This is a genomic window from Mesorhizobium sp. M1423 (assembly GCF_040317575.1).
Lineage (GTDB): Bacteria > Pseudomonadota > Alphaproteobacteria > Rhizobiales > Rhizobiaceae > Mesorhizobium.
The window spans coordinates 183445-200696 of sequence record NZ_JAMYKU010000006.1; the positions used below are offsets into that span (position 1 = coordinate 183445).

The following is a 17252-nucleotide window of genomic DNA, read 5'->3' on the forward strand; positions in this document are numbered from 1 at the left end:
GTTGCCGGGGCTTTTTTACTTGCAGGATTGTCAGTTCTTACGCGGCAGTTGCGGCACCAGGCTGCGCTTGCCGCCATCCTTGCCCTTCGGCTCCGACTTCTGCGCCACCGCCTTTTTCCCGGCGGGCTTTTTCGCCACCGCCTTCTTGGCTTTCGGCACGTCGTCCGGCTCTTCCTTCTTCGGCTTCACCGGCGCCTCGTCGGCGAGCGATTCGAGCTTCAGGCCGGTCTCGCCGGTTTCCTTCTTCTCGACGGTGACACGCACCGTGCCGCCCTTCTTGAGCTTGCCGAACAGCACCTCGTCGGCCAGCGGCTTCTTGATGTGCTCCTGAATGACACGGCCAAGTGGCCGCGCACCCATGCGCTCGTCATAGCCCTTGTCGGCCAGCCAGGCGATTGCATCCTGCGACAGGTCGAAGGTCACGCCGCGTTCGGAAAGCTGCGCTTCCAGCTGCATGACGAACTTCTGCACCACCTGATGGATGACCGGCACCGGCAGCGAGCCGAACGGAATGATCGCATCGAGACGGTTGCGGAACTCCGGCGTGAACAGCCGGTTGATCGCTTCGACATCGTCGCCTTCGCGTTTGGTCGAACCGAAACCGATCGCCGCGCGCTGCGCGTCGGATGCGCCCGCATTGGTGGTCATGATCAGGATGACATTGCGGAAGTCGATCTGCTTACCGTTATGGTCGGTCAGCTTGCCGTGATCCATGACCTGCAACAGGATGTTGAACAGGTCCGGATGCGCCTTTTCGACTTCGTCCAGCAACAGCACGCAATGCGGATGCTGGTCGACGCCGTCGGTCAGAAGGCCGCCCTGGTCGAAGCCGACATAGCCGGGAGGCGCGCCGATCAGCCGCGAAACGGTGTGGCGTTCCATATATTCCGACATGTCGAAGCGGATCAGCTCCACGCCGAGCGAGGCGGCGAGCTGCTTGGCCACTTCCGTCTTGCCGACACCGGTCGGACCGGAGAACAGGTACGAGCCGATCGGCTTTTCCGGTTCCCGCAGGCCGGCCCGCGCCAGCTTGATGGCCGAAGTCAGCGCGGTGATCGCGGTGTCCTGGCCATAGACGACGCGCTTCAACTCGATGTCGAGACCTTGCAGCACCTTCTCGTCGTCGGCGGAAACCGTCTTCGGCGGGATGCGCGCCATCGTGGCGATCGTCGCTTCGATCTCCTTGATGCCGATGGTCTTCTTGCGCTTGGCTTCGGGCACCAGCATCTGCGAGGCGCCGGTCTCGTCGATCACGTCGATCGCCTTGTCCGGCAGCTTGCGGTCGTTGATGTAACGCGCCGAGAGCTCGACCGAAGCCTTGATCGCTTCACTCGTGTAGCGAACCTTGTGGAACTCCTCGAAATAGGGCTTCAGTCCCTTCATGATCTCGATGGCGTCCTCGACGGTCGGCTCGTTGACGTCGATCTTCTGGAATCGCCGCACCAGCGCGCGGTCCTTCTCGAAGAACTGCCGGAACTCCTTGTAGGTGGTCGAGCCGATGCAGCGGATCGCGCCGGACGACAGCGCCGGCTTCAACAGGTTCGACGCATCCATGGCGCCGCCAGAGGTGGCTCCTGCCCCGATCACGGTGTGGATCTCATCGATGAACAGCACGGCGCCGGGATAGTCCTCGAGCTCCTTGACGACCTGCTTCAGCCGCTCCTCGAAATCGCCGCGATAACGGGTGCCGGCCAGCAGCGTGCCCATGTCGAGCGCGAAGATGGTGGCATTGTGCAGCACTTCGGGAACGTCGCCCTCGACGATGCGCTTGGCGAGGCCTTCGGCGATCGCCGTCTTGCCGACGCCGGGATCGCCGACATAGAGCGGGTTGTTCTTGGACCGGCGGCACAGCACCTGGATAGTCCGGTTGATCTCGCTCTCGCGACCGATCAGCGGATCGATCTTGCCAGCCTTGGCCTTGTTGTTCAGGTTGACGCAATAGGCAGTCAGCGCGTCCTGCTGCTGCTTCTTCTTGCCGCCTTCTTCTTGCGGCTCAGCTCCGCCCTGGCTGCCTTGCTCGTCGTCGGCGCCGCGCGGCGTCCGCGTCTCGGAAGCGCCTGGGCGCTTGGCAATGCCATGCGAGATGTAGTTGACCGCGTCGTAGCGGGTCATCTGCTGTTCCTGCAGGAAATAAGCGGCGTGGCTCTCGCGCTCGGCGAAGATGGCGACGAGCACGTTGGCGCCGGACACCTCCTCGCGGCCTGACGACTGCACATGGATCACCGCGCGCTGGATGACGCGCTGAAAACCGGCCGTCGGCTTGGAATCTTCATCGTAGCCGGTGACGAGATTGTCGAGCTCGGTGTCGATATAGGTGAGAACCGTATGCTTCAACTCGTCGAGATCGACGTTGCAGGCACGCATGACTGCGGCCGCCTCGGTGTCGTCGATCAGGGCGAGCAGCAAATGTTCAAGGGTTGCATATTCATGGTGCCGCTCATTGGCGAGCGTCAGCGCTTGGTGAAGCGCCTTTTCCAGGCCTTGGGAGAAAGCCGGCATGTTACCTCACTTCTTCTCCATCACGCATTGCAGCGGATGCTGATTCTGTCGGGCGAAATCCATGACCTGAGACACTTTGGTCTCGGCCACCTCGAATGTATAGACCCCGCACTCGCCCACCCCATGATTGTGAACATGAAGCATTATGCGTGTGGCGGCTTCGCGATCCTTCTGGAAAAAACGCTCCAGCACGTGAACCACGAACTCCATGGGTGTGTAGTCGTCGTTAAGGATGAGGACCCGATACAGACTGGGCTTCTTGGTCTTGGTTTTTGTGCGCGTGATGACGGCCGTGCCGCGACCGGCCTCATTGCCGTTGCTGCCGTTCTGCATTCGCACCACGTAGCCCGTGGCAGTCAAACCTGTAGTCACGTAGTCCTGCCTCTTTCGAATCCTCATGCATGCTCGACATGTAGGTGCTCGATGGACGATTTTAAGCCCTTCTGTTTAGCTGACAATATGGCTAGGTGGCCAAACTTGACCGATTTTTCAAATCGTGAAGACCGCAAGGACCCCGATTTCGAGCTGGCATGAAAAAACCCGGCCGCGCGTTCGCGACCGGGTCTGTCTTTTGAGGCCCAAGGGCCGGCTTGGAACGTTCGTCGAATTTACTTCGCCTTGGCGACAATCGATTCGAACGGCTTGTAGGCTTCCTTGGCGAGTTCGGCATAGAGATCGCCAAGCTTGGTGGCCTCGGTGACGAAGCTCTCATAGGACTGCTTGGCGTAGTCGGACTGGATTTCGATCGCCTTATCCAGCGACTTGGCGGAGAAGAGCTTCTCGACAACGGCGCTGCCGGCCTCAAAACTTTTCTTGGTGTACTCGCCCGCCTCGGTGGCGATGGCCTGCGCACCCTTGGACAGCGATGCAAAGCTCTTCAATCCGGTGTCGGCAAATTCCTTGCCGTATTTGCTGAAATCTTCATAGGTCTGGGTCATTTCACGCATTCCCTTGAACGGTTGCCTTTGGACGATGGACGCGCCTTGTCCGGGCCGCGTTGTGCAATGCGTGTAAATATATTGTGCAGTGCACAAAAAGTCAAGATTTCCGCGGCAATGCGCATCGTGAGCCGCCGGCAATCGCTAAGATTCGAATAAAGAGAGGCTCAATCCCGCAGAAAATGGTGAACGCGGCGGTTACCATAAACGGATTGGTAACGCTGCCCGCGTTAGCGTGGCCCGAGGTGAGGCAGGACCCTTTGCCGCCTCCAAGGCAACGGAAATTCAAAGGAACTATCAGTGCGTAAGGCGTTGTCGGGCTTCGTTTCCAAATCCGCGTCCCCCCTCAAAACGATCATGATTCTCGCTATGGCGATGAGCTTCGTCGTCGCGGACGCGGCTTCATCCATGGCGGCCAAGTCGGCGGCCATCGTCATCGATGCCAAGTCCGGCAAGGTGCTTTATTCGTCGGATGCCGATGGCCGGCGCTATCCGGCCTCGCTTACCAAGATGATGACGCTCTATCTGACGTTCGAGGCATTGGCGAAGGGCAGGATCAGCAGGAATTCTCCGGTCGTGTTCTCGGCCAATGCCGCTGCCGAACCGCCAACAAAGCTCGGCGTCAAGCGCGGCGGCTCGGTCACGGTCGAGACCGCCATCCTGTCGATGGTGACCAAATCGGCAAACGATTCCGCAACTGCGCTTGGCGAGATGCTCGGCGGCAATGAGGCCAATTTCGCCCGCATGATGACCGCCAAGGCGCGGGCGCTGGGCATGCGGGGAACCGTTTTCCGCAACGCCAACGGCTTGCCTGATCCCGGGCAGTTCACGACGGCGCGCGACATGGCGCTGCTCGGTATCGCCCTGAGAGAGCATTTTCCACAATATTACGGCTATTTCTCGCAGCGCTCCTTTCTTTACGGGCGACAGCGCATCAACGGCCATAACCGTCTGCTCGGACGCATCAAGGGCGTCGACGGCATCAAGACCGGTTATACCCGCGCCTCCGGCTATAACCTGGTCTCCTCGGTATCGGATGGCGACCGGCGCATCGTAGCGGTGGTCATGGGCGGCAGGTCCGGCGGCAGCCGCGACAGCCAGATGGCCGGGTTGATCAATGCCTACATGCCGAAGGCGTCGTCGCGCGGCGGCGGCATGCTGATTGCCAAAGCCGGTGGCGGCAATCCGATTTCAGCCCTGGCCAAGGTGCTTCTGCCGAAGCATGACGCGCCGACGCCGGATAGTAAGCCGGACGACGATGCCGTTGCCTCCCTCGTCGAGGAAAATGCTCCCGTCGTTGAAGAAACCACTCCGGTCGTTCAGACCAGAAAGGTCAAGACGGCGGCCGTGGCGACAGCGGACGATGTGGCGACGGCCCGGGTCGCCGCAGCCTATGCCGAACCGGCTGCAGAGGTCGATCCGGTCAGCACGGCGTCGGTGCCATCCGGCTGGGCAATACAGGTCGCCTCTTCGCCAAAGCAATCCGAAGCAAAGGCTTTCCTCGACAAGGCGACGAAGCAGGTGCCCTCCGTTCTGGCCGATGCCTCCGGTTTCACCGTCGCCTTCGACAAGGACGGCGTCACCTATTACCGCGCCCGGTTCGGTGGTTTTGGTTCGAAGACCGCCGCCTGGAAGGCTTGTAACGCTTTGAAAAAGAAGAAGATCGAGTGCTACGCCGTCCAGCAGTAAGGGCGCGAAACGATATCTTTCCCGAAAGTTCTGCGTCGAAGGAGACTAGTTGTGATTGGAGAGCAAGACGTCCTTGGCTTCGTTGATCCGCGCCGCCAGGAAAGACGTGCCACCGATATCGGGGTGCAGGCGCTGCATCAGGCGGCGGTGCGCCTTGCGGACATCCGCCGCGGCAGCCCCCGCTTCAAGACCAAGGATCTTGTAGGCCTCCTCCTTAGTCATGGCGCCCGAACCTGGCGCAACACCCAGCCCTTCGCCACCATTCGCATCAGCGTCTTTGCGCCAGATGGGAAATCTGCCGTCAAGATACGTCTCTAGCAGCTGGCGGCTCTCCGGATCGCCGGAGAGCTCGCGATAAAGTTGCTGCAATTCGGCAAGCCCCATCGAGCCAAGCATCTTGCCTTCATGGCGCCCAGCCAGCACGAGGCCTTCGAGGCCGCCGGTGTCGTGATCGAGTTCCATCTCAAGCGCCGCGGTACGCACCGTCGAACGCTTGCCCGGTGCCAGTTTTGCGGCCGGCTGATTCATGCGCATGGAGCCATACCAGGCGAGCGCGGCCGACAGGATCAAGCCGCCGAGGCCCTCGCGCCCGACCAGCAGCACGGCAACGCCGACCAGCCCGAGCAGCACGGGTCCAAGGGTCCTCATGCCGCCTGCAAGCTTCCCCGGATCGGCGCGCAGGAAGATGGTGAGCATGCCGAGAAGCACCAGAAGCAATGCTACAAAAGCGATAATCGCGCCCATCAGTTTCCGCCGCCCCGTAGATGCTCGATCATCAGCCGGTCCTCCGGCCTGCCCCGGTCCTCCAGTGCTTTCAGACCGCCGGTCGCAAACACGGCGACGGACGAAAGCAGGCCGGCCAAGGTCGCGGCAGCCCGCCGATCAAACCGGAACCAGGCCCCTTTGGACAGCCGTGCAATTTCCTTGAACGCCTTTTCTGCACCGGCATCATGGCCTTCCTGAAAAACGAAGACAGGAACGCCGTGCAGACCTAGGCTACCGGCCTTTTCGGCCAGATCATCTATGTTTTCTTCCATCGCATCGCCGATATAGACCAGCGCGTTGACCTTGGCCGCCGCCGTCTGTTTCAGCGCATGGGCGAGCACCTTGCCGATCTGGGTGTGGCCGCTACGGCAGTCGATGCGCGTCATCAGCTGCTTCAGAGCTTCGGTATCGGTGACGAATGCGGAGGAACGGCACTCGCCAAGCCCGCGGAAATAGACCAGTTGAACCTTGAGCACCCCAGCCTTGCCGACGGCGTCGAACATCTCGGCCTGCAGCGCACAGGCGAGATCCCAGGTCGGCTGGCGGCTCATCGTAGCGTCGAGGGACAGGATCAGCCTGCCTGAACCGGTGGCGGATGCAGCGAGCGTCCTTGCCTGACGGAGAAAGGCGTCGATCTCGCCGGTGCTCGATTGGGACTCGACCGGCGCAGGATTGGCCTTTGCAGGCACGGGCTGCTTCTTGTCGCTCATGACATTCAAGATGTGGCGTTGTTCCCCAGCTTGCAAGCCCAGATCAGGCGACCTGCAGGACCGGTGATGATGGCAACTGCGGACAAGCGTTCGGCCGGTGCCCTTGGCGTTACGGTTCTTGGCGTCAGAGTAGGCCAAGATCGGCAAGCTCACGCCTGAGCTTCGGCGGCATTTCGATCAGCCCGGCTTTGCCCTTGCCGAGATCGGCCGGCGCGTCCGCAGGCTTCAGGTAGCGCCACCCTTGGAATGCACGGCGCGGCTGCCAGTCGGTGCGCACGACCTCGGGATCGAGGATCAGATGGCAGCGGCCGATGCCATCGTCATCGGTGAAGGGCCGGATTTCGGTGATCAGCTGACGGCATTGGACATTGCCCTTGACCACCCAGTAGAGCGAGCCGCCGTCGGTGATCTCGGCGCCGCGCGTCGGCACCATGCGGGTGGTGTGGTAGTGTTCGGCCGGTTCGCCGGCGCGGCGCCGCTCGTCGAGGCGGAAGGCAATCCACTCTTCCAGATCCTCGACGCTGTCACAGCCGACGCAAAGCTTTATGAGATTGAGAGACATCGTTTAAGGTTTAGCCCAGCACGCGAACGCGTCAACGGCCTGATCGACTTCTCCACAGTGGTGGTCCAGGCCGCCAGACTGGCGCTCAGCACTCCACGACATTGACGGCCAATCCGCCAAGGCTGGTTTCCTTGTACTTTTCGTTCATGTCGAGGCCGGTCTGGCGCATCGTCTCGATCGCCGCATCGAGCGGCACGAAATGAACGCCATCGCCCTTGATGGCCAGCGAAGCGGCGGTCACCGCCTTGACAGCGCCAAGCGCGTTGCGCTCGATGCACGGCACCTGCACCAGGCCGCCGACCGGATCGCAGGTCATGCCGAGATGATGTTCCAGCGCGATTTCGGCAGCGTTCTCGACCTGCTCGGGCGTGCCGCCCATGACGGCGCACAATCCCGCCGCAGCCATCGCCGAAGCCGAACCGACCTCGCCCTGGCAGCCTACCTCGGCCCCCGAGATCGAAGCATTGGTCTTGATGATGCCGCCAACGGCCGCCGCCGTCAGCAGGAAATCGCGGATACTCGGCTGGTCGGCTTCGGGATGGAAATGCAGCCAATAGCGCAACACCGCGGGCAGAGTGCCGGCCGCCCCATTGGTTGGCGCGGTGACGACACGGCCGCCGGCGGCGTTCTCCTCGTTGACCGCCATTGCATAGATCGACAGCCAGTCATTGGCGAGCAGCGGGTTGGGCCGGTTCTGCTGCCATTGCTCCTGCAACTTGTCGTGCAGCATCCGGGCACGGCGGCGCACCTTCAGTCCGCCGGGCATGATGCCGTCTTGCGACAGGCCGCGCTCGATGCATCCCTTCATGGCGCTCCAGATGCCGTCGAGGCCGGCGTCGAGCTCCTCGCGCGACATCTGCGTCTCCTCGTTGACGCGCTTCATCTCGGCGATCGAAAGGCCACTTTTCGCTGCCATTGAGAGCATTTCGACGGCGTTCTTGAACGGATATGGAACCTTCTTGCCTTCGGTTGTCGCCGAGCCCCTCGCCTTCATCCGCTGCAATTCTTCCTCGGAAACGACAAAGCCGCCGCCGATCGAATAGTAGACGCGCCTCAGCAGCAACCGGTCTCCGGCATCATAGGCAGAAAACGCCATGCCATTGGCGTGACCCGGCAGCGGCGTCTTGCGATCCAGCACCAGATCCGTTGCCGGGTCGAAACGATAGGACGGATGGCCGGGCGGCGAAATCCGCTTCTCGGCGGCGATGCGAGCGGCGATGCCGTCGGCGTGGTCAGGATCCACCGTCTGCGGCGTCTGGCCGGCGAGGCCGAGCACCACGGCGCGATCGGAGCCATGGCCGATGCCGGTATAGGCGAGCGAGCCATGCAGGCTGGCCGCGATTCGGTCGACCCTGGCGCCGGCCGGACGCGGCCAGTCGTCTCCCGCAATCTCGTCGAGAAACCGCCGCGCAGCCGTCATCGGCCCCATCGTGTGCGAACTCGATGGGCCGATGCCGATCTTGAACAGGTCGAAAACCGAAAGGAACACGTGGGCGTTTTCTCCTGGGACCCTGTTGAGCTCTATATATAGGAATTCCCATGATGTTTTCCGCTGTTTTGAAGATTGCGGCGCTGCGCCTGCCGACCTTGTTTGCTCCGGCAGCGACATTCCGGCTTCGGCCATCGAAGCGTTGCCTCGGCTTGTGGTAAAAGCACCGCATGAGCGATTCCTTTCATCTATCGACGGCCGACCTTGCAGCGCTGGGGTTCTTCCTCGCCGCGTGGGTGCTGCATACGCTCGCCGCCGACGGAATGCTGGTCAGCCGCATGTCGCTGACGAGGGCGATGAACGCGCAGCGCGAGGCCTGGATGAGGACCATGGCCGAACGCGAGATCCGCATCGTCGACACCGCCATCATGAGCGGCCTGCAACAGGGGACCGCCTTCTTTGCCTCCAGTTCGCTGATTGCGATCGGCGGCTGTTTTGCCTTGCTCGGCGCTTCCGATCAGGTTCTCACTGTGCTGAGCGACCTGCCGTTTGGCGCCACATCCTCACGCGCCGCCTTCCAGACGAAGGTGTTCGGGCTGGTTCTGATCCTGGCCTTTTCCTTCTTCAAGTTCGGCTGGGCTTACCGGCTGTTCAACTATTGCTCGATCCTGATCGGCGCGGTGCCGATTCCGCATGGCGAGGCGTCGCGCAATCCGGTCACCGAAACGGCGGTGTGGCGCGCGGCCCGCATGAACATGCTGGCCGGGAAGCATTTCAATTCCGGGCTGCGCGGCGTGTTCTTCTCGATCGGTTATCTTGGCTGGTTCGTCGATCCCGCCGTTTTCGTGCTATCGACGCTGCTGCTTCTGGCGGTGCTGGTGCGCCGCCAATTTTTCTCGGCGGCGCGGCAGGCGGTGCTCGGTCAGCCGCCCGGCCCGGGAAAAGGCTGATCAATGCGGCCCGACAGCCAATAGGCGACGAGCCCGATCCATTCGCGAATCGCGATGGTCGTGGTCTGCAGCGCTTCGTTGGTAGATTTGCGGAACAGGCTGATACCTTCCTTACCGGAGGTGCGGTAGTCGACCGGCCATGGAACCGTCGGGAAGCCGGCTCTGTCGAACAGCGCCTTGGCGCGCGGCATGTGGAAGGCTGAGGTCACCAGCAGCCAGATCTCGCCGGGTTTCGGCGTAATCAGCCGCTTGGTGAAGACGGCATTCTCGTAGGTGTTGCGTGACTTGTCTTCCAGGATCAGACGATCGGCCGCCACGCCGAGCGCAGTGAGTACGCGTGGCGCCGTGGTTGAGTCGCCTTCGTCCTCACCGATTATTGCAACGGGGCCGCCTGAAATGACGACTCTCGCTGTCGGAAAACGCCGCGCCAGCACGGCTGCCTCGACAATTCGATCGCCACTGGCGTTGAGTTCATAACCGCCGCGAACGAAATTGATGGCGCCGTCCATACCGCCGCCGAGCACAACGATTCCGTCAACCCTTTCCGGCAGGGGTGGCTTAGGGAAACGCTCCTCGAGCGGATTGAGCATCACTGCGCCGAGCGAGGTCCATGCTGACATTGCCAGGACAAGGAAGGCCAGCACGCTGCCGGTGGCAAATAGCCTTTTGCGCCCGACCAATGCCGCAAGCAATCCAGCCAGCAGCAGGATGATCGCGAGATTAAGCGGCTGGACGAAGAGCCACAGGACCTTGGAGACATAGAAGAACATCCCTCACCCCCTCAGATGAGAAACGATCCTACCACCATTTTTCCGGCTGAAATGTGCCGGCCGCCTGTTCGATGACATGGGCGGTCTGGAACAGCGTTTCCTCGTCGAAAGGCCGGCCGATCAGCTGCAGGCCGAGTGGCAGCCCCTTGGCGTCGAGCCCGGCCGGAACCGCGATGCCGGGCAAGCCGGCCATGTTCACCGTCACCGTAAAGATGTCGTTGAGATACATCTTGACCGGGTCGGCGGCCATGTCTTCGTCTGCGATGCCGAAGGCGGCGGACGGCGTTGCCGGCGTCAGGATGACGTCGACACCTGCGACAAACACATTTTCGAAATCGCGCTTGATCAGGTTACGAACCTTCTGCGCCTGCAGATAGTAGGCATCGTAGTAGCCAGCGGAAAGCACATAGGTGCCGATCATGATGCGGCGCTTGACCTCACGCCCGAAGCCGGCGGCGCGGGTCTTTTCATACATGTCGACAATGTCCTTGCCGGGCACGCGCAATCCATAGCGGACGCCGTCGTAACGGGCGAGGTTGGACGAGGCTTCGGCGGGCGCAACAATGTAATAGGCCGGCAGCGCGTATTTCGTGTGCGGCAGCGAGATGTCGACAATCTCGGCGCCGGCATCCCTCAGCCAGGCAATGCCCTTCTGCCACAACGCCTCGATCTCCTCGGGCATGCCGTCGACACGGTATTCCTTGGGGATGCCGACCTTCATCCCCTTGATCGAGCGGCCGATCGCGGCCTCGTAATCCGGCACCGGCAGGTCGACGGAGGTCGTGTCCTTCGGGTCGACCGAAGCCATCGACTTCAACAGGATCGCGGCATCGCGCACGTCGCGCGCGATCGGCCCGGCCTGGTCGAGCGACGAGGCGAAGGCGACGACGCCCCAACGCGAGCAGCGGCCATAGGTCGGCTTAATGCCGACCGTGCCGGTGAAGGCGGCGGGCTGGCGGATCGAGCCGCCGGTGTCGGTGGCGGTAGCGCCGGCGCACAGGAAGGCCGAGACGGCTGATGCCGAGCCACCGGACGAACCGCCCGGCACCAGCTGGGCATTGTCCAACGTGCGCGCGGTCCTGGTGCCGCCCGCCGAAACGAAGCCGCCCTCGCCCTGATGTGTCGTCGGCATTACCACCGTGTCGAGCCGCGAACGCCGCCACGGGTTGATGACAGGCCCGTAATACGAGGTCTCGTTGGACGAGCCCATGGCGAACTCGTCCATGTTGAGCTTGCCGAGCATGACGGCGCCATCCGCCCACAGATTGGCGGTGATAGTCGATTCGTAGCGCGGCTTGAACCCGTCAAGCACGTGGCTGCAGGCCTGGGTGTGGACGCCTTCGGTGCCGAACAGATCCTTGATGCCGAGCGGGATACCCTCGAGGGACCCGCCCTCGCCCTTGGCCAGTTTCGCGTCGGAGGCCTTGGCCATGTCGCGCGCTTTGTCGCCGGTGACCACGATATAGGCATTGAGCGCAGGATTGGCTCGCTCGATCGCCGACAGATAAGCCTCGGTGACTTCGGTGGCGGTGATCTCCCTGGAGCGCAATTTGGCGCGGGCCTGCGAAATCGTCAGTTGGGTCAGGTCGCTCATCAGGCAAGGCTCTTTTCGTAAAACACCGACCACTCGGAATTGGGGTAATTCAGCACCGGCCCCCAGCGCGAAAAACCGGCGCGTTCGTAGACGGTCCAGGCGGCGGGATGACGGTCGCCCGTCTCCAGCACCAGACGCTTCAGCCCTTCTTGGCGCGCCAAGCCCTCGATCCGCTCGACGATCATCGCACCGATCTTGCGGCCGCGATGCGAAGGCCGCGTATACATACGCTTGACCTCGCCGACGACAGCGTCGTGGCGCTTCAGCGCGCCGCAACCGATGGCAAGGCCGTCGTCGCGGGCGATGAAGACGGTCGTCTCGCGGTCCGCCATCTGCTCGACCGTCAAATGGTAGCAATGCTCCGGCGGCGTCAACTCCAGCAATGTGGCGTTGAGCTCCTCGACCAGCCCACGCACATCGTCCTGCAGCGGCGTCTCCGCGGCGATCTCGATTCCCATCGGCCAGCTACTCCACGACCTTTGGCACGAGAAAGAAGTTCTCTTCGGTTGCCGGCGCGTTGGCGACGATGTCGGCTGCCTTGCTGCCGTCGGTGACGACGTCCTGGCGCTTCTTCATTGCCATCGGCGTGACCGAGGTCATCGGCTCGACGCCGGAAACATCGACCTCGTTCAACTGCTCGACAAAGCCCAAAATGGCGTTCAATTCGCCGGTCATGCGCTCTGCATCCTCCTCGCTCACCGCAATGCGGGCAAGGTGCGCGACGCGCTTCACGGTTTTAATATCAACGGACATGTTTGTGCCTCGGGGAAAACCAGCGCTATAGCGGCGCAGCGCGTGCCGCGCAACATGCATCGTGCCGACAACTGCCCTACGGCATTGCCACGCCGTCGCAGAGGAAATAGCTGCCGCCGTTGCCGCTCTGCTCGCTTTCGTCCGCGGCAGGCCGAACCGAAACCAGGTCGATCTGCTTCGCGTTCATCTGAGTCAGTGAGAGAACATCCGGAAAGACGTAGCCCGGCTCCTGGCAGATGGCGGTCACCGCCCAGCTTGGCGAGCGTGCCGCCTTGGTGATCTGCAGGAACTCGCAGTTATATTCGATGCTTTCCAGTCCGTTTGCCGACAGTACGATATTGCCGCCCTCGATCACCGTCTGCAGCGTATCCTTTTTGGCCTGCGCGCAGAGATCCTCCGATTGCAGATAGATGCCCTCGATGAAATCCTCGGCGGCCAGCGCCGGCGATGCGGCAACCAGCATAGAAATGCAAAGAGAGTTTCTCAGACCCATGTCGTCATTCCGGTTCGCTATTCCTACAGCGTAATCGTCTCGCCGATCTTCGGCAACGCCACTTTCACACCCGATCCGTCCAGCCCGGCCACAAACTTGTCGGCGGTCTGATCTATCATCGGAAATGTGCCGAAGTGAGCGGGAACGACCGTCTCGAACTTGAAGAAACGCTGGCAGGCAAGAGCTGCCACCGCGCCACCCATGGTGAAGCGGTCGCCGATCGGCACGATGCCGATCTTCGGCTCATGCAACTCGTTGATCAGCGCCATATCGGAAAAGATGTCTGTGTCGCCCATATGGTAGAGCGTCTTATCCTCGGGGAAGTGCAGGACGAGCCCGCCCGGATTGCCGAGATAGGTGTTCTGGCCGCTCTCGCCTAGAAAGGACGATGAATGCAGAGCCTGAACGAAAGTGGTGGTGAAGCCGCCGCAATCGACGGTACCGCCGATATTGCCGGGATTGATTTGCTTGTCACTGACGCCTTTGCCGACCAGGTACATGCAAATCTCGAAATTGGCGACAAGCATCGCGCCGCTTTTCTTGAGCACTTCGACGGCGCCGCTGATGTGGTCGCTGTGGCCATGGGTAAGCAACACGTGCGTGACCCCTTCGGCCGGCTCTTCCCAGCCGCCTGTCCATGACGGATTGCCGACCAGATACGGGTCGATGAGGATTTTCGCGCCTTCGATTTCGACGCGGAATGCCGAGTGTCCGTACCAGGTAAGTTTCATCAATGCCTTCCTCGATTTTTGCTTCGGTAGAGGCTAGAACGCCGACGGCGAAATTAAAGTGCCGCGGCATATGTTGCGCGTATAGGAAGTGCGGCGTCGCGGTCAAAGGAAAAGCCGTTGGGCATCATCACGATCGAGGAGTTGCCGGGCCGGCTCGGCGGCGGCAAGACCCTGGCTGGGCTTGACCTCGGCGACAAGACGATCGGCGTGGCGGTTTCGGACCGCGGCTTGTCCTTCGCGCACCCGCGCCCTGTCATCATGCGCAAGAAATTCTCGCTCGATGCCGCGGTGCTGCTCGCTCTGCTGCAGAAGGAAAATGCCGGCGCAGTGGTGATCGGCCTCCCCATCAACATGGACGGCTCGGAAGGCCCACGCGCCCAAAAATCCCGCGCTTTCGTCCGCAACATGGCTGGATTGACCGATCTGCCGTTCGTCTTTTGGGACGAAAGGCTGTCGACGGTGGCGGCCGAGCGGACACTGATCGAGATGGATTTTTCCCGCAAGAAACGCGCCGGCAAGATCGATTCAGCGGCGGCGGCCTTCATCCTGCAGGGTGTTCTCGACCGGCTTCAGGCGCTCGGAGTCGATGCCTGGTCGAAATAGCGATTGCGCGTTGCCTTGATCCAGCTGCCGATCGCCTTGCGGCGGCGAAATGCCCAGAACGCCATCAGCAGTAGGCCGTCGAAGACGCAAGCCTTCGCCACCATGCCCGGGATGAGCGCCGGATCGACGCCGAGCATCTGCCCATAAAGCTGGAAAACGAGATCGTGCAATTGGCGGCTCAGCATGACATAGCCGAAATTGATGTCGTTGAGCGACAGAAAGAACCAGCCCCAGAACAGGAGGAGCGGAGCCGCCCACAGCGCGAACAAGGTGCGCATCAGCGATCGTCCCTCGAATCCGGCCGGCCCGAAATGCGCGCAAGCGAGGAATTGTACGCCGCTGCCTTGGCCATGATATGCGCGGCCGCGCGGATTTCGCCGGTCACTGGAACTGCCGCGGCAGCGGCTGAGCGCCGCTCGGCGAGCATCGCGACATATGACGCCAGAAGTGCCGCCAATTGCACGGCGACAACCATGAACAGCCCATTGATGCCTTGCGCAGCGCCGCCGATGACGATCAACGACAGCACGCCCGAGGCCGAGATGAAGGCGATCCGCACAACACTGTCGGCTGGGTCCGGGTTGGTGGCGTCGCTGGTCAATGCTTCAACAAAGGCCCAGCAGAACAGCACCGCGACGACAAGCAATGCCACGGCGAGCGGCGCCACGACGACGGCGTTTTCAAGATCGGCAAAGCGAGTGTTCTGGACGGGAACGCCGAGCACGCCAAGGGCCGCCGCGACGCCACGATTCCCATCGATGCAGATGAACGCCAGCAGGGCGAAAACGGCCGCCCAATGCAATGCCAGAAAAGAGCTCAAAATATGCCGCATGACGCTCCTGCTTCGCAGGACAAAGACCGCTCAGCCGAACAGTCCTTGCCTTAACCATAACACTGGGCTTTGCCACCGGCCGCCGCAATGGAAACCATTTGTTAAGGTTAACGATCATCCACAGGGCGCGCGAAAAAAAGCGGCTGCGACCCGGGCGACGGCACTAGTTGATCGGCGGGTAGAGCGTGTCGATGATCATCCGCGCATCGTGGCGCGAATCGAGCATTCCATAGGTGTTGCGCCACTGGCCGGCGAGGCGCGTCTCGACGAAGGCGTCGGCGATCCGCCCTGCCCCCAGCCTGCGAAGCTCTGCCGCCGCCGCCGACAATGCCAATTGCTCGGTCAACAGCCGCGCTGAGCCCTCGTCGGTTGCAGCGACCTGCATTGCTGCCTTGAGCACGCCGACGGTGCCGCGTCCGCCAGCGCCGAGATCGCGGTCGATGCCGGCCAGCACGTCATCAAACAGGCCTGGCGCGCGGCCGAGCACTCGCAACACGTCGAGCGCCATGACGTTGCCTGAACCCTCCCAGATCGCGTTGACCGGAGCTTCGCGATAGTAGCGGGCGAGCGGCCCCTCCTCGACATAGCCATTGCCGCCGAGGCATTCCATCGCCTCATAGAGCAGCGGCGGCGCAATCTTGCAGACCCAGTATTTGACGACCGGCGTCATGGCGCGGGCGAAGGCCGCCTCGCCGCGGTCGCCGGCCGCCTCGTCGAAGGAGCGCGCCAGCCGGAACGACAGCGCGGTAGCGGCGGCAACGTCGAGCGCCATGTCGGCCAACACACGCTGCATCAGCGGCTGCTCGATCAGATTGGTTCCGAACACCTGGCGGTGGCGCGTGTGGTGGACGGCCTCGGCCAGTCCGGCCCGCATGATCGCCGAGGAGGCGACGGCACAGTCGAGCCGCGTCAGGGTCACCATGTCCATGATCGTCTTCACGCCGGCGCCGGGCTCGCCAACCATCTCGCCGATGGCATTGACGAATTCCACCTCGGAGGACGCATTGGAGCGGTTGCCGAGCTTGTCCTTCAGCCGCTGAAAGCGGAAGCCGTTGCCGGATCCGTCGCCAAGCAAGCGGGGAACCAGAAAGCACGACAGTCCCTCCGGCGCCTGTCCGAGCACCAGGAAGGCATCCGACATCGGCGCCGACATGAACCATTTGTGGCCGGTCAGGCGATAAAAACCGCTGCCGGCGCGCTCGGCCTTGGTGACGTTGGCACGAACATCGGTACCGCCTTGCTTCTCGGTCATGCCCATGCCGAGCGTCAGCCCGGCTTTTTCGACCGGCGGCTTTTGGCCCTGATCGTATTTGCGCGTCGTCACCCGAGGCGCCCATTCGCGAAACAGTTTCGGGCTGGCCATCAGCGCTGCCAGCGAAGCGCTGGTCATGGTGATCGGGCAAAGATGCCCGGTTTCGAGCTCAGCCGTGAGGTAAAAGCGCGCGGCGCGCACCTGGTGGCGGCGGCCGATCTCGGCGTCGCCATTCTCCCAGACCGACGAATGCAGCCCGTTGGCGACCGAGCGGCGCATCAGCGCGTGATAGGCGGGGTGGAACTCTACCTGGTCGATGCGCCGGCCCTGGCGGTCATGGGTCCTGAGCTTCGGCGTCTCGACATTGGCAAGACGGGCCAGCTCCTGCGCCTCATGCGTCAAAACGAAACGGCCAAGCCCGTCGAGGTCCTTGCGCACCGGATCGGAAAAGCGCTCGGCAAGCTGGATCAGCAACGGATCGCCCCGCCAGGCGTTGCCGCCGGCCAGCGGCGGCGGCTGGTTGGTCACGTCGTCGGTCACGCTTCGTCCTTATCACCTGAAGTCTGCGAATCCAAAGTCATCGCGGTTTATAGCCTATGGCCGGCGGCGCGCGACGAAAATACCGGGGAGAACCGATCCAATCCCAAGCCTGTGCTTGCAGCCGCGGAGCCTCCCCCCTATA

At 62.2% G+C, this 17252-nt stretch carries 19 protein-coding genes; 3 read left to right on the top strand and 16 right to left on the bottom strand.

Features of this window, described 5'->3' with window-relative positions; all coding sequences use genetic code 11:
- Positions 1-30: 30 nt before the first annotated feature.
- From clpA to NKG95_RS10435, 3 genes are all read right to left on the bottom strand, one after another.
- Complete coding sequence (gene clpA / locus NKG95_RS10425) at positions 31-2499, bottom strand: ATP-dependent Clp protease ATP-binding subunit ClpA (RefSeq protein ID WP_023717743.1); 2469 nt, start codon at positions 2497-2499, stop codon at positions 31-33.
- Between the two features lie 6 nt (positions 2500-2505).
- The gene (gene clpS, locus NKG95_RS10430) at positions 2506-2832 is read right to left on the bottom strand and encodes an ATP-dependent Clp protease adapter ClpS (RefSeq protein ID WP_023717744.1); all 327 of its coding nucleotides are present in this window, start codon (positions 2830-2832) and stop codon (positions 2506-2508) included.
- Between the two features lie 275 nt (positions 2833-3107).
- On the bottom strand, positions 3108-3437 hold the full coding sequence (locus NKG95_RS10435) for a phasin family protein (RefSeq protein WP_023717745.1): 330 nt from the start codon (positions 3435-3437) through the stop codon (positions 3108-3110).
- Positions 3438-3737: 300 nt separating this feature from the next.
- Here NKG95_RS10435 and NKG95_RS10440 point away from each other — a divergent pair, with 300 nt between their 5' ends.
- Positions 3738-5126 (top strand): SPOR domain-containing protein, encoded by a 1389-nt coding sequence (locus NKG95_RS10440; protein WP_352494596.1) that lies wholly within the window; start codon positions 3738-3740, stop codon positions 5124-5126.
- A 45-nt stretch (positions 5127-5171) separates the two neighbouring features.
- Here the strand turns inward: NKG95_RS10440 and NKG95_RS10445 are convergent, their stop codons facing one another.
- The 4 genes from NKG95_RS10445 to NKG95_RS10460 form a co-directional block, all read right to left on the bottom strand.
- Positions 5172-5870 carry a DnaJ domain-containing protein gene (locus NKG95_RS10445; protein WP_023717747.1) on the bottom strand — a complete coding sequence of 233 codons (699 nt, stop codon included), beginning with the start codon at positions 5868-5870 and terminating at the stop codon, positions 5172-5174.
- On the bottom strand, positions 5870-6601 hold the full coding sequence (locus tag NKG95_RS10450) for a vWA domain-containing protein (protein ID WP_352482282.1): 732 nt from the start codon (positions 6599-6601) through the stop codon (positions 5870-5872). The genes NKG95_RS10445 and NKG95_RS10450 overlap by 1 nt, the downstream gene beginning before the upstream one ends.
- Before the next feature lie 124 nt (positions 6602-6725).
- Positions 6726-7163: a DUF1489 family protein gene (locus tag NKG95_RS10455; protein WP_023717749.1), complete on the bottom strand. Its 438-nt coding sequence runs from the start codon at positions 7161-7163 to the stop codon at positions 6726-6728.
- Positions 7164-7248: 85 nt separating this feature from the next.
- Positions 7249-8652 carry an L-serine ammonia-lyase gene (locus NKG95_RS10460; RefSeq protein ID WP_352844092.1) on the bottom strand — a complete coding sequence of 468 codons (1404 nt, stop codon included), beginning with the start codon at positions 8650-8652 and terminating at the stop codon, positions 7249-7251.
- A gap of 170 nt (positions 8653-8822) precedes the next feature.
- On the opposite strand from NKG95_RS10460, the gene NKG95_RS10465 reads away from it, so the two are divergent.
- A complete protein-coding gene (locus NKG95_RS10465) occupies positions 8823-9542 on the top strand; it encodes a DUF599 domain-containing protein (protein WP_352494594.1) in 720 nt (239 codons plus the stop codon).
- Here the strand turns inward: NKG95_RS10465 and NKG95_RS10470 are convergent.
- The 6 genes from NKG95_RS10470 to NKG95_RS10495 all read right to left on the bottom strand — a co-directional run bounded on the left by NKG95_RS10470 (position 9515) and on the right by NKG95_RS10495 (position 13883).
- Positions 9515-10312: a YdcF family protein gene (locus tag NKG95_RS10470; protein ID WP_353040586.1), complete on the bottom strand. Its 798-nt coding sequence runs from the start codon at positions 10310-10312 to the stop codon at positions 9515-9517. The two genes, NKG95_RS10465 and NKG95_RS10470, sit on opposite strands and share 28 nt — an antisense overlap.
- Positions 10313-10340: 28 nt before the next feature.
- A complete protein-coding gene (locus tag NKG95_RS10475; protein ID WP_352494592.1) occupies positions 10341-11906 on the bottom strand; it encodes an amidase in 1566 nt (521 codons plus the stop codon).
- Positions 11906-12364: a GNAT family N-acetyltransferase gene (locus NKG95_RS10480; protein WP_353040587.1), complete on the bottom strand. Its 459-nt coding sequence runs from the start codon at positions 12362-12364 to the stop codon at positions 11906-11908. The genes NKG95_RS10475 and NKG95_RS10480 overlap by 1 nt, the downstream gene beginning before the upstream one ends.
- Positions 12365-12371: 7 nt before the next feature.
- Positions 12372-12659, bottom strand: a complete 288-nt coding sequence (gene gatC, locus NKG95_RS10485) for an Asp-tRNA(Asn)/Glu-tRNA(Gln) amidotransferase subunit GatC (RefSeq protein ID WP_023717756.1) — start codon at positions 12657-12659, stop codon at positions 12372-12374.
- Between the two features lie 76 nt (positions 12660-12735).
- A complete protein-coding gene (locus tag NKG95_RS10490) occupies positions 12736-13152 on the bottom strand; it encodes a hypothetical protein (protein ID WP_353004235.1) in 417 nt (138 codons plus the stop codon).
- A 23-nt stretch (positions 13153-13175) separates the two neighbouring features.
- On the bottom strand, positions 13176-13883 hold the full coding sequence (locus NKG95_RS10495) for a metal-dependent hydrolase (RefSeq protein WP_023717758.1): 708 nt from the start codon (positions 13881-13883) through the stop codon (positions 13176-13178).
- Positions 13884-14000: 117 nt separating this feature from the next.
- Between NKG95_RS10495 and ruvX the strand changes: the two genes are divergently transcribed.
- Positions 14001-14486: a Holliday junction resolvase RuvX gene (gene ruvX / locus NKG95_RS10500; protein ID WP_023717759.1), complete on the top strand. Its 486-nt coding sequence runs from the start codon at positions 14001-14003 to the stop codon at positions 14484-14486.
- Here the strand turns inward: ruvX and NKG95_RS10505 are convergent.
- The 3 genes from NKG95_RS10505 to NKG95_RS10515 all read right to left on the bottom strand — a co-directional run bounded on the left by NKG95_RS10505 (position 14453) and on the right by NKG95_RS10515 (position 17110).
- Positions 14453-14764, bottom strand: a complete 312-nt coding sequence (locus NKG95_RS10505; protein ID WP_023717760.1) for a DUF6105 family protein — start codon at positions 14762-14764, stop codon at positions 14453-14455. The genes ruvX and NKG95_RS10505 overlap by 34 nt on opposite strands.
- Positions 14764-15318: a hypothetical protein gene (locus NKG95_RS10510; RefSeq protein ID WP_023717761.1), complete on the bottom strand. Its 555-nt coding sequence runs from the start codon at positions 15316-15318 to the stop codon at positions 14764-14766. The genes NKG95_RS10505 and NKG95_RS10510 overlap by 1 nt, the downstream gene beginning before the upstream one ends.
- 163 nt (positions 15319-15481) lie before the next feature.
- A complete protein-coding gene (locus NKG95_RS10515; RefSeq protein WP_023717762.1) occupies positions 15482-17110 on the bottom strand; it encodes a DNA alkylation response protein in 1629 nt (542 codons plus the stop codon).
- Positions 17111-17252: the final 142 nt, after the last annotated feature.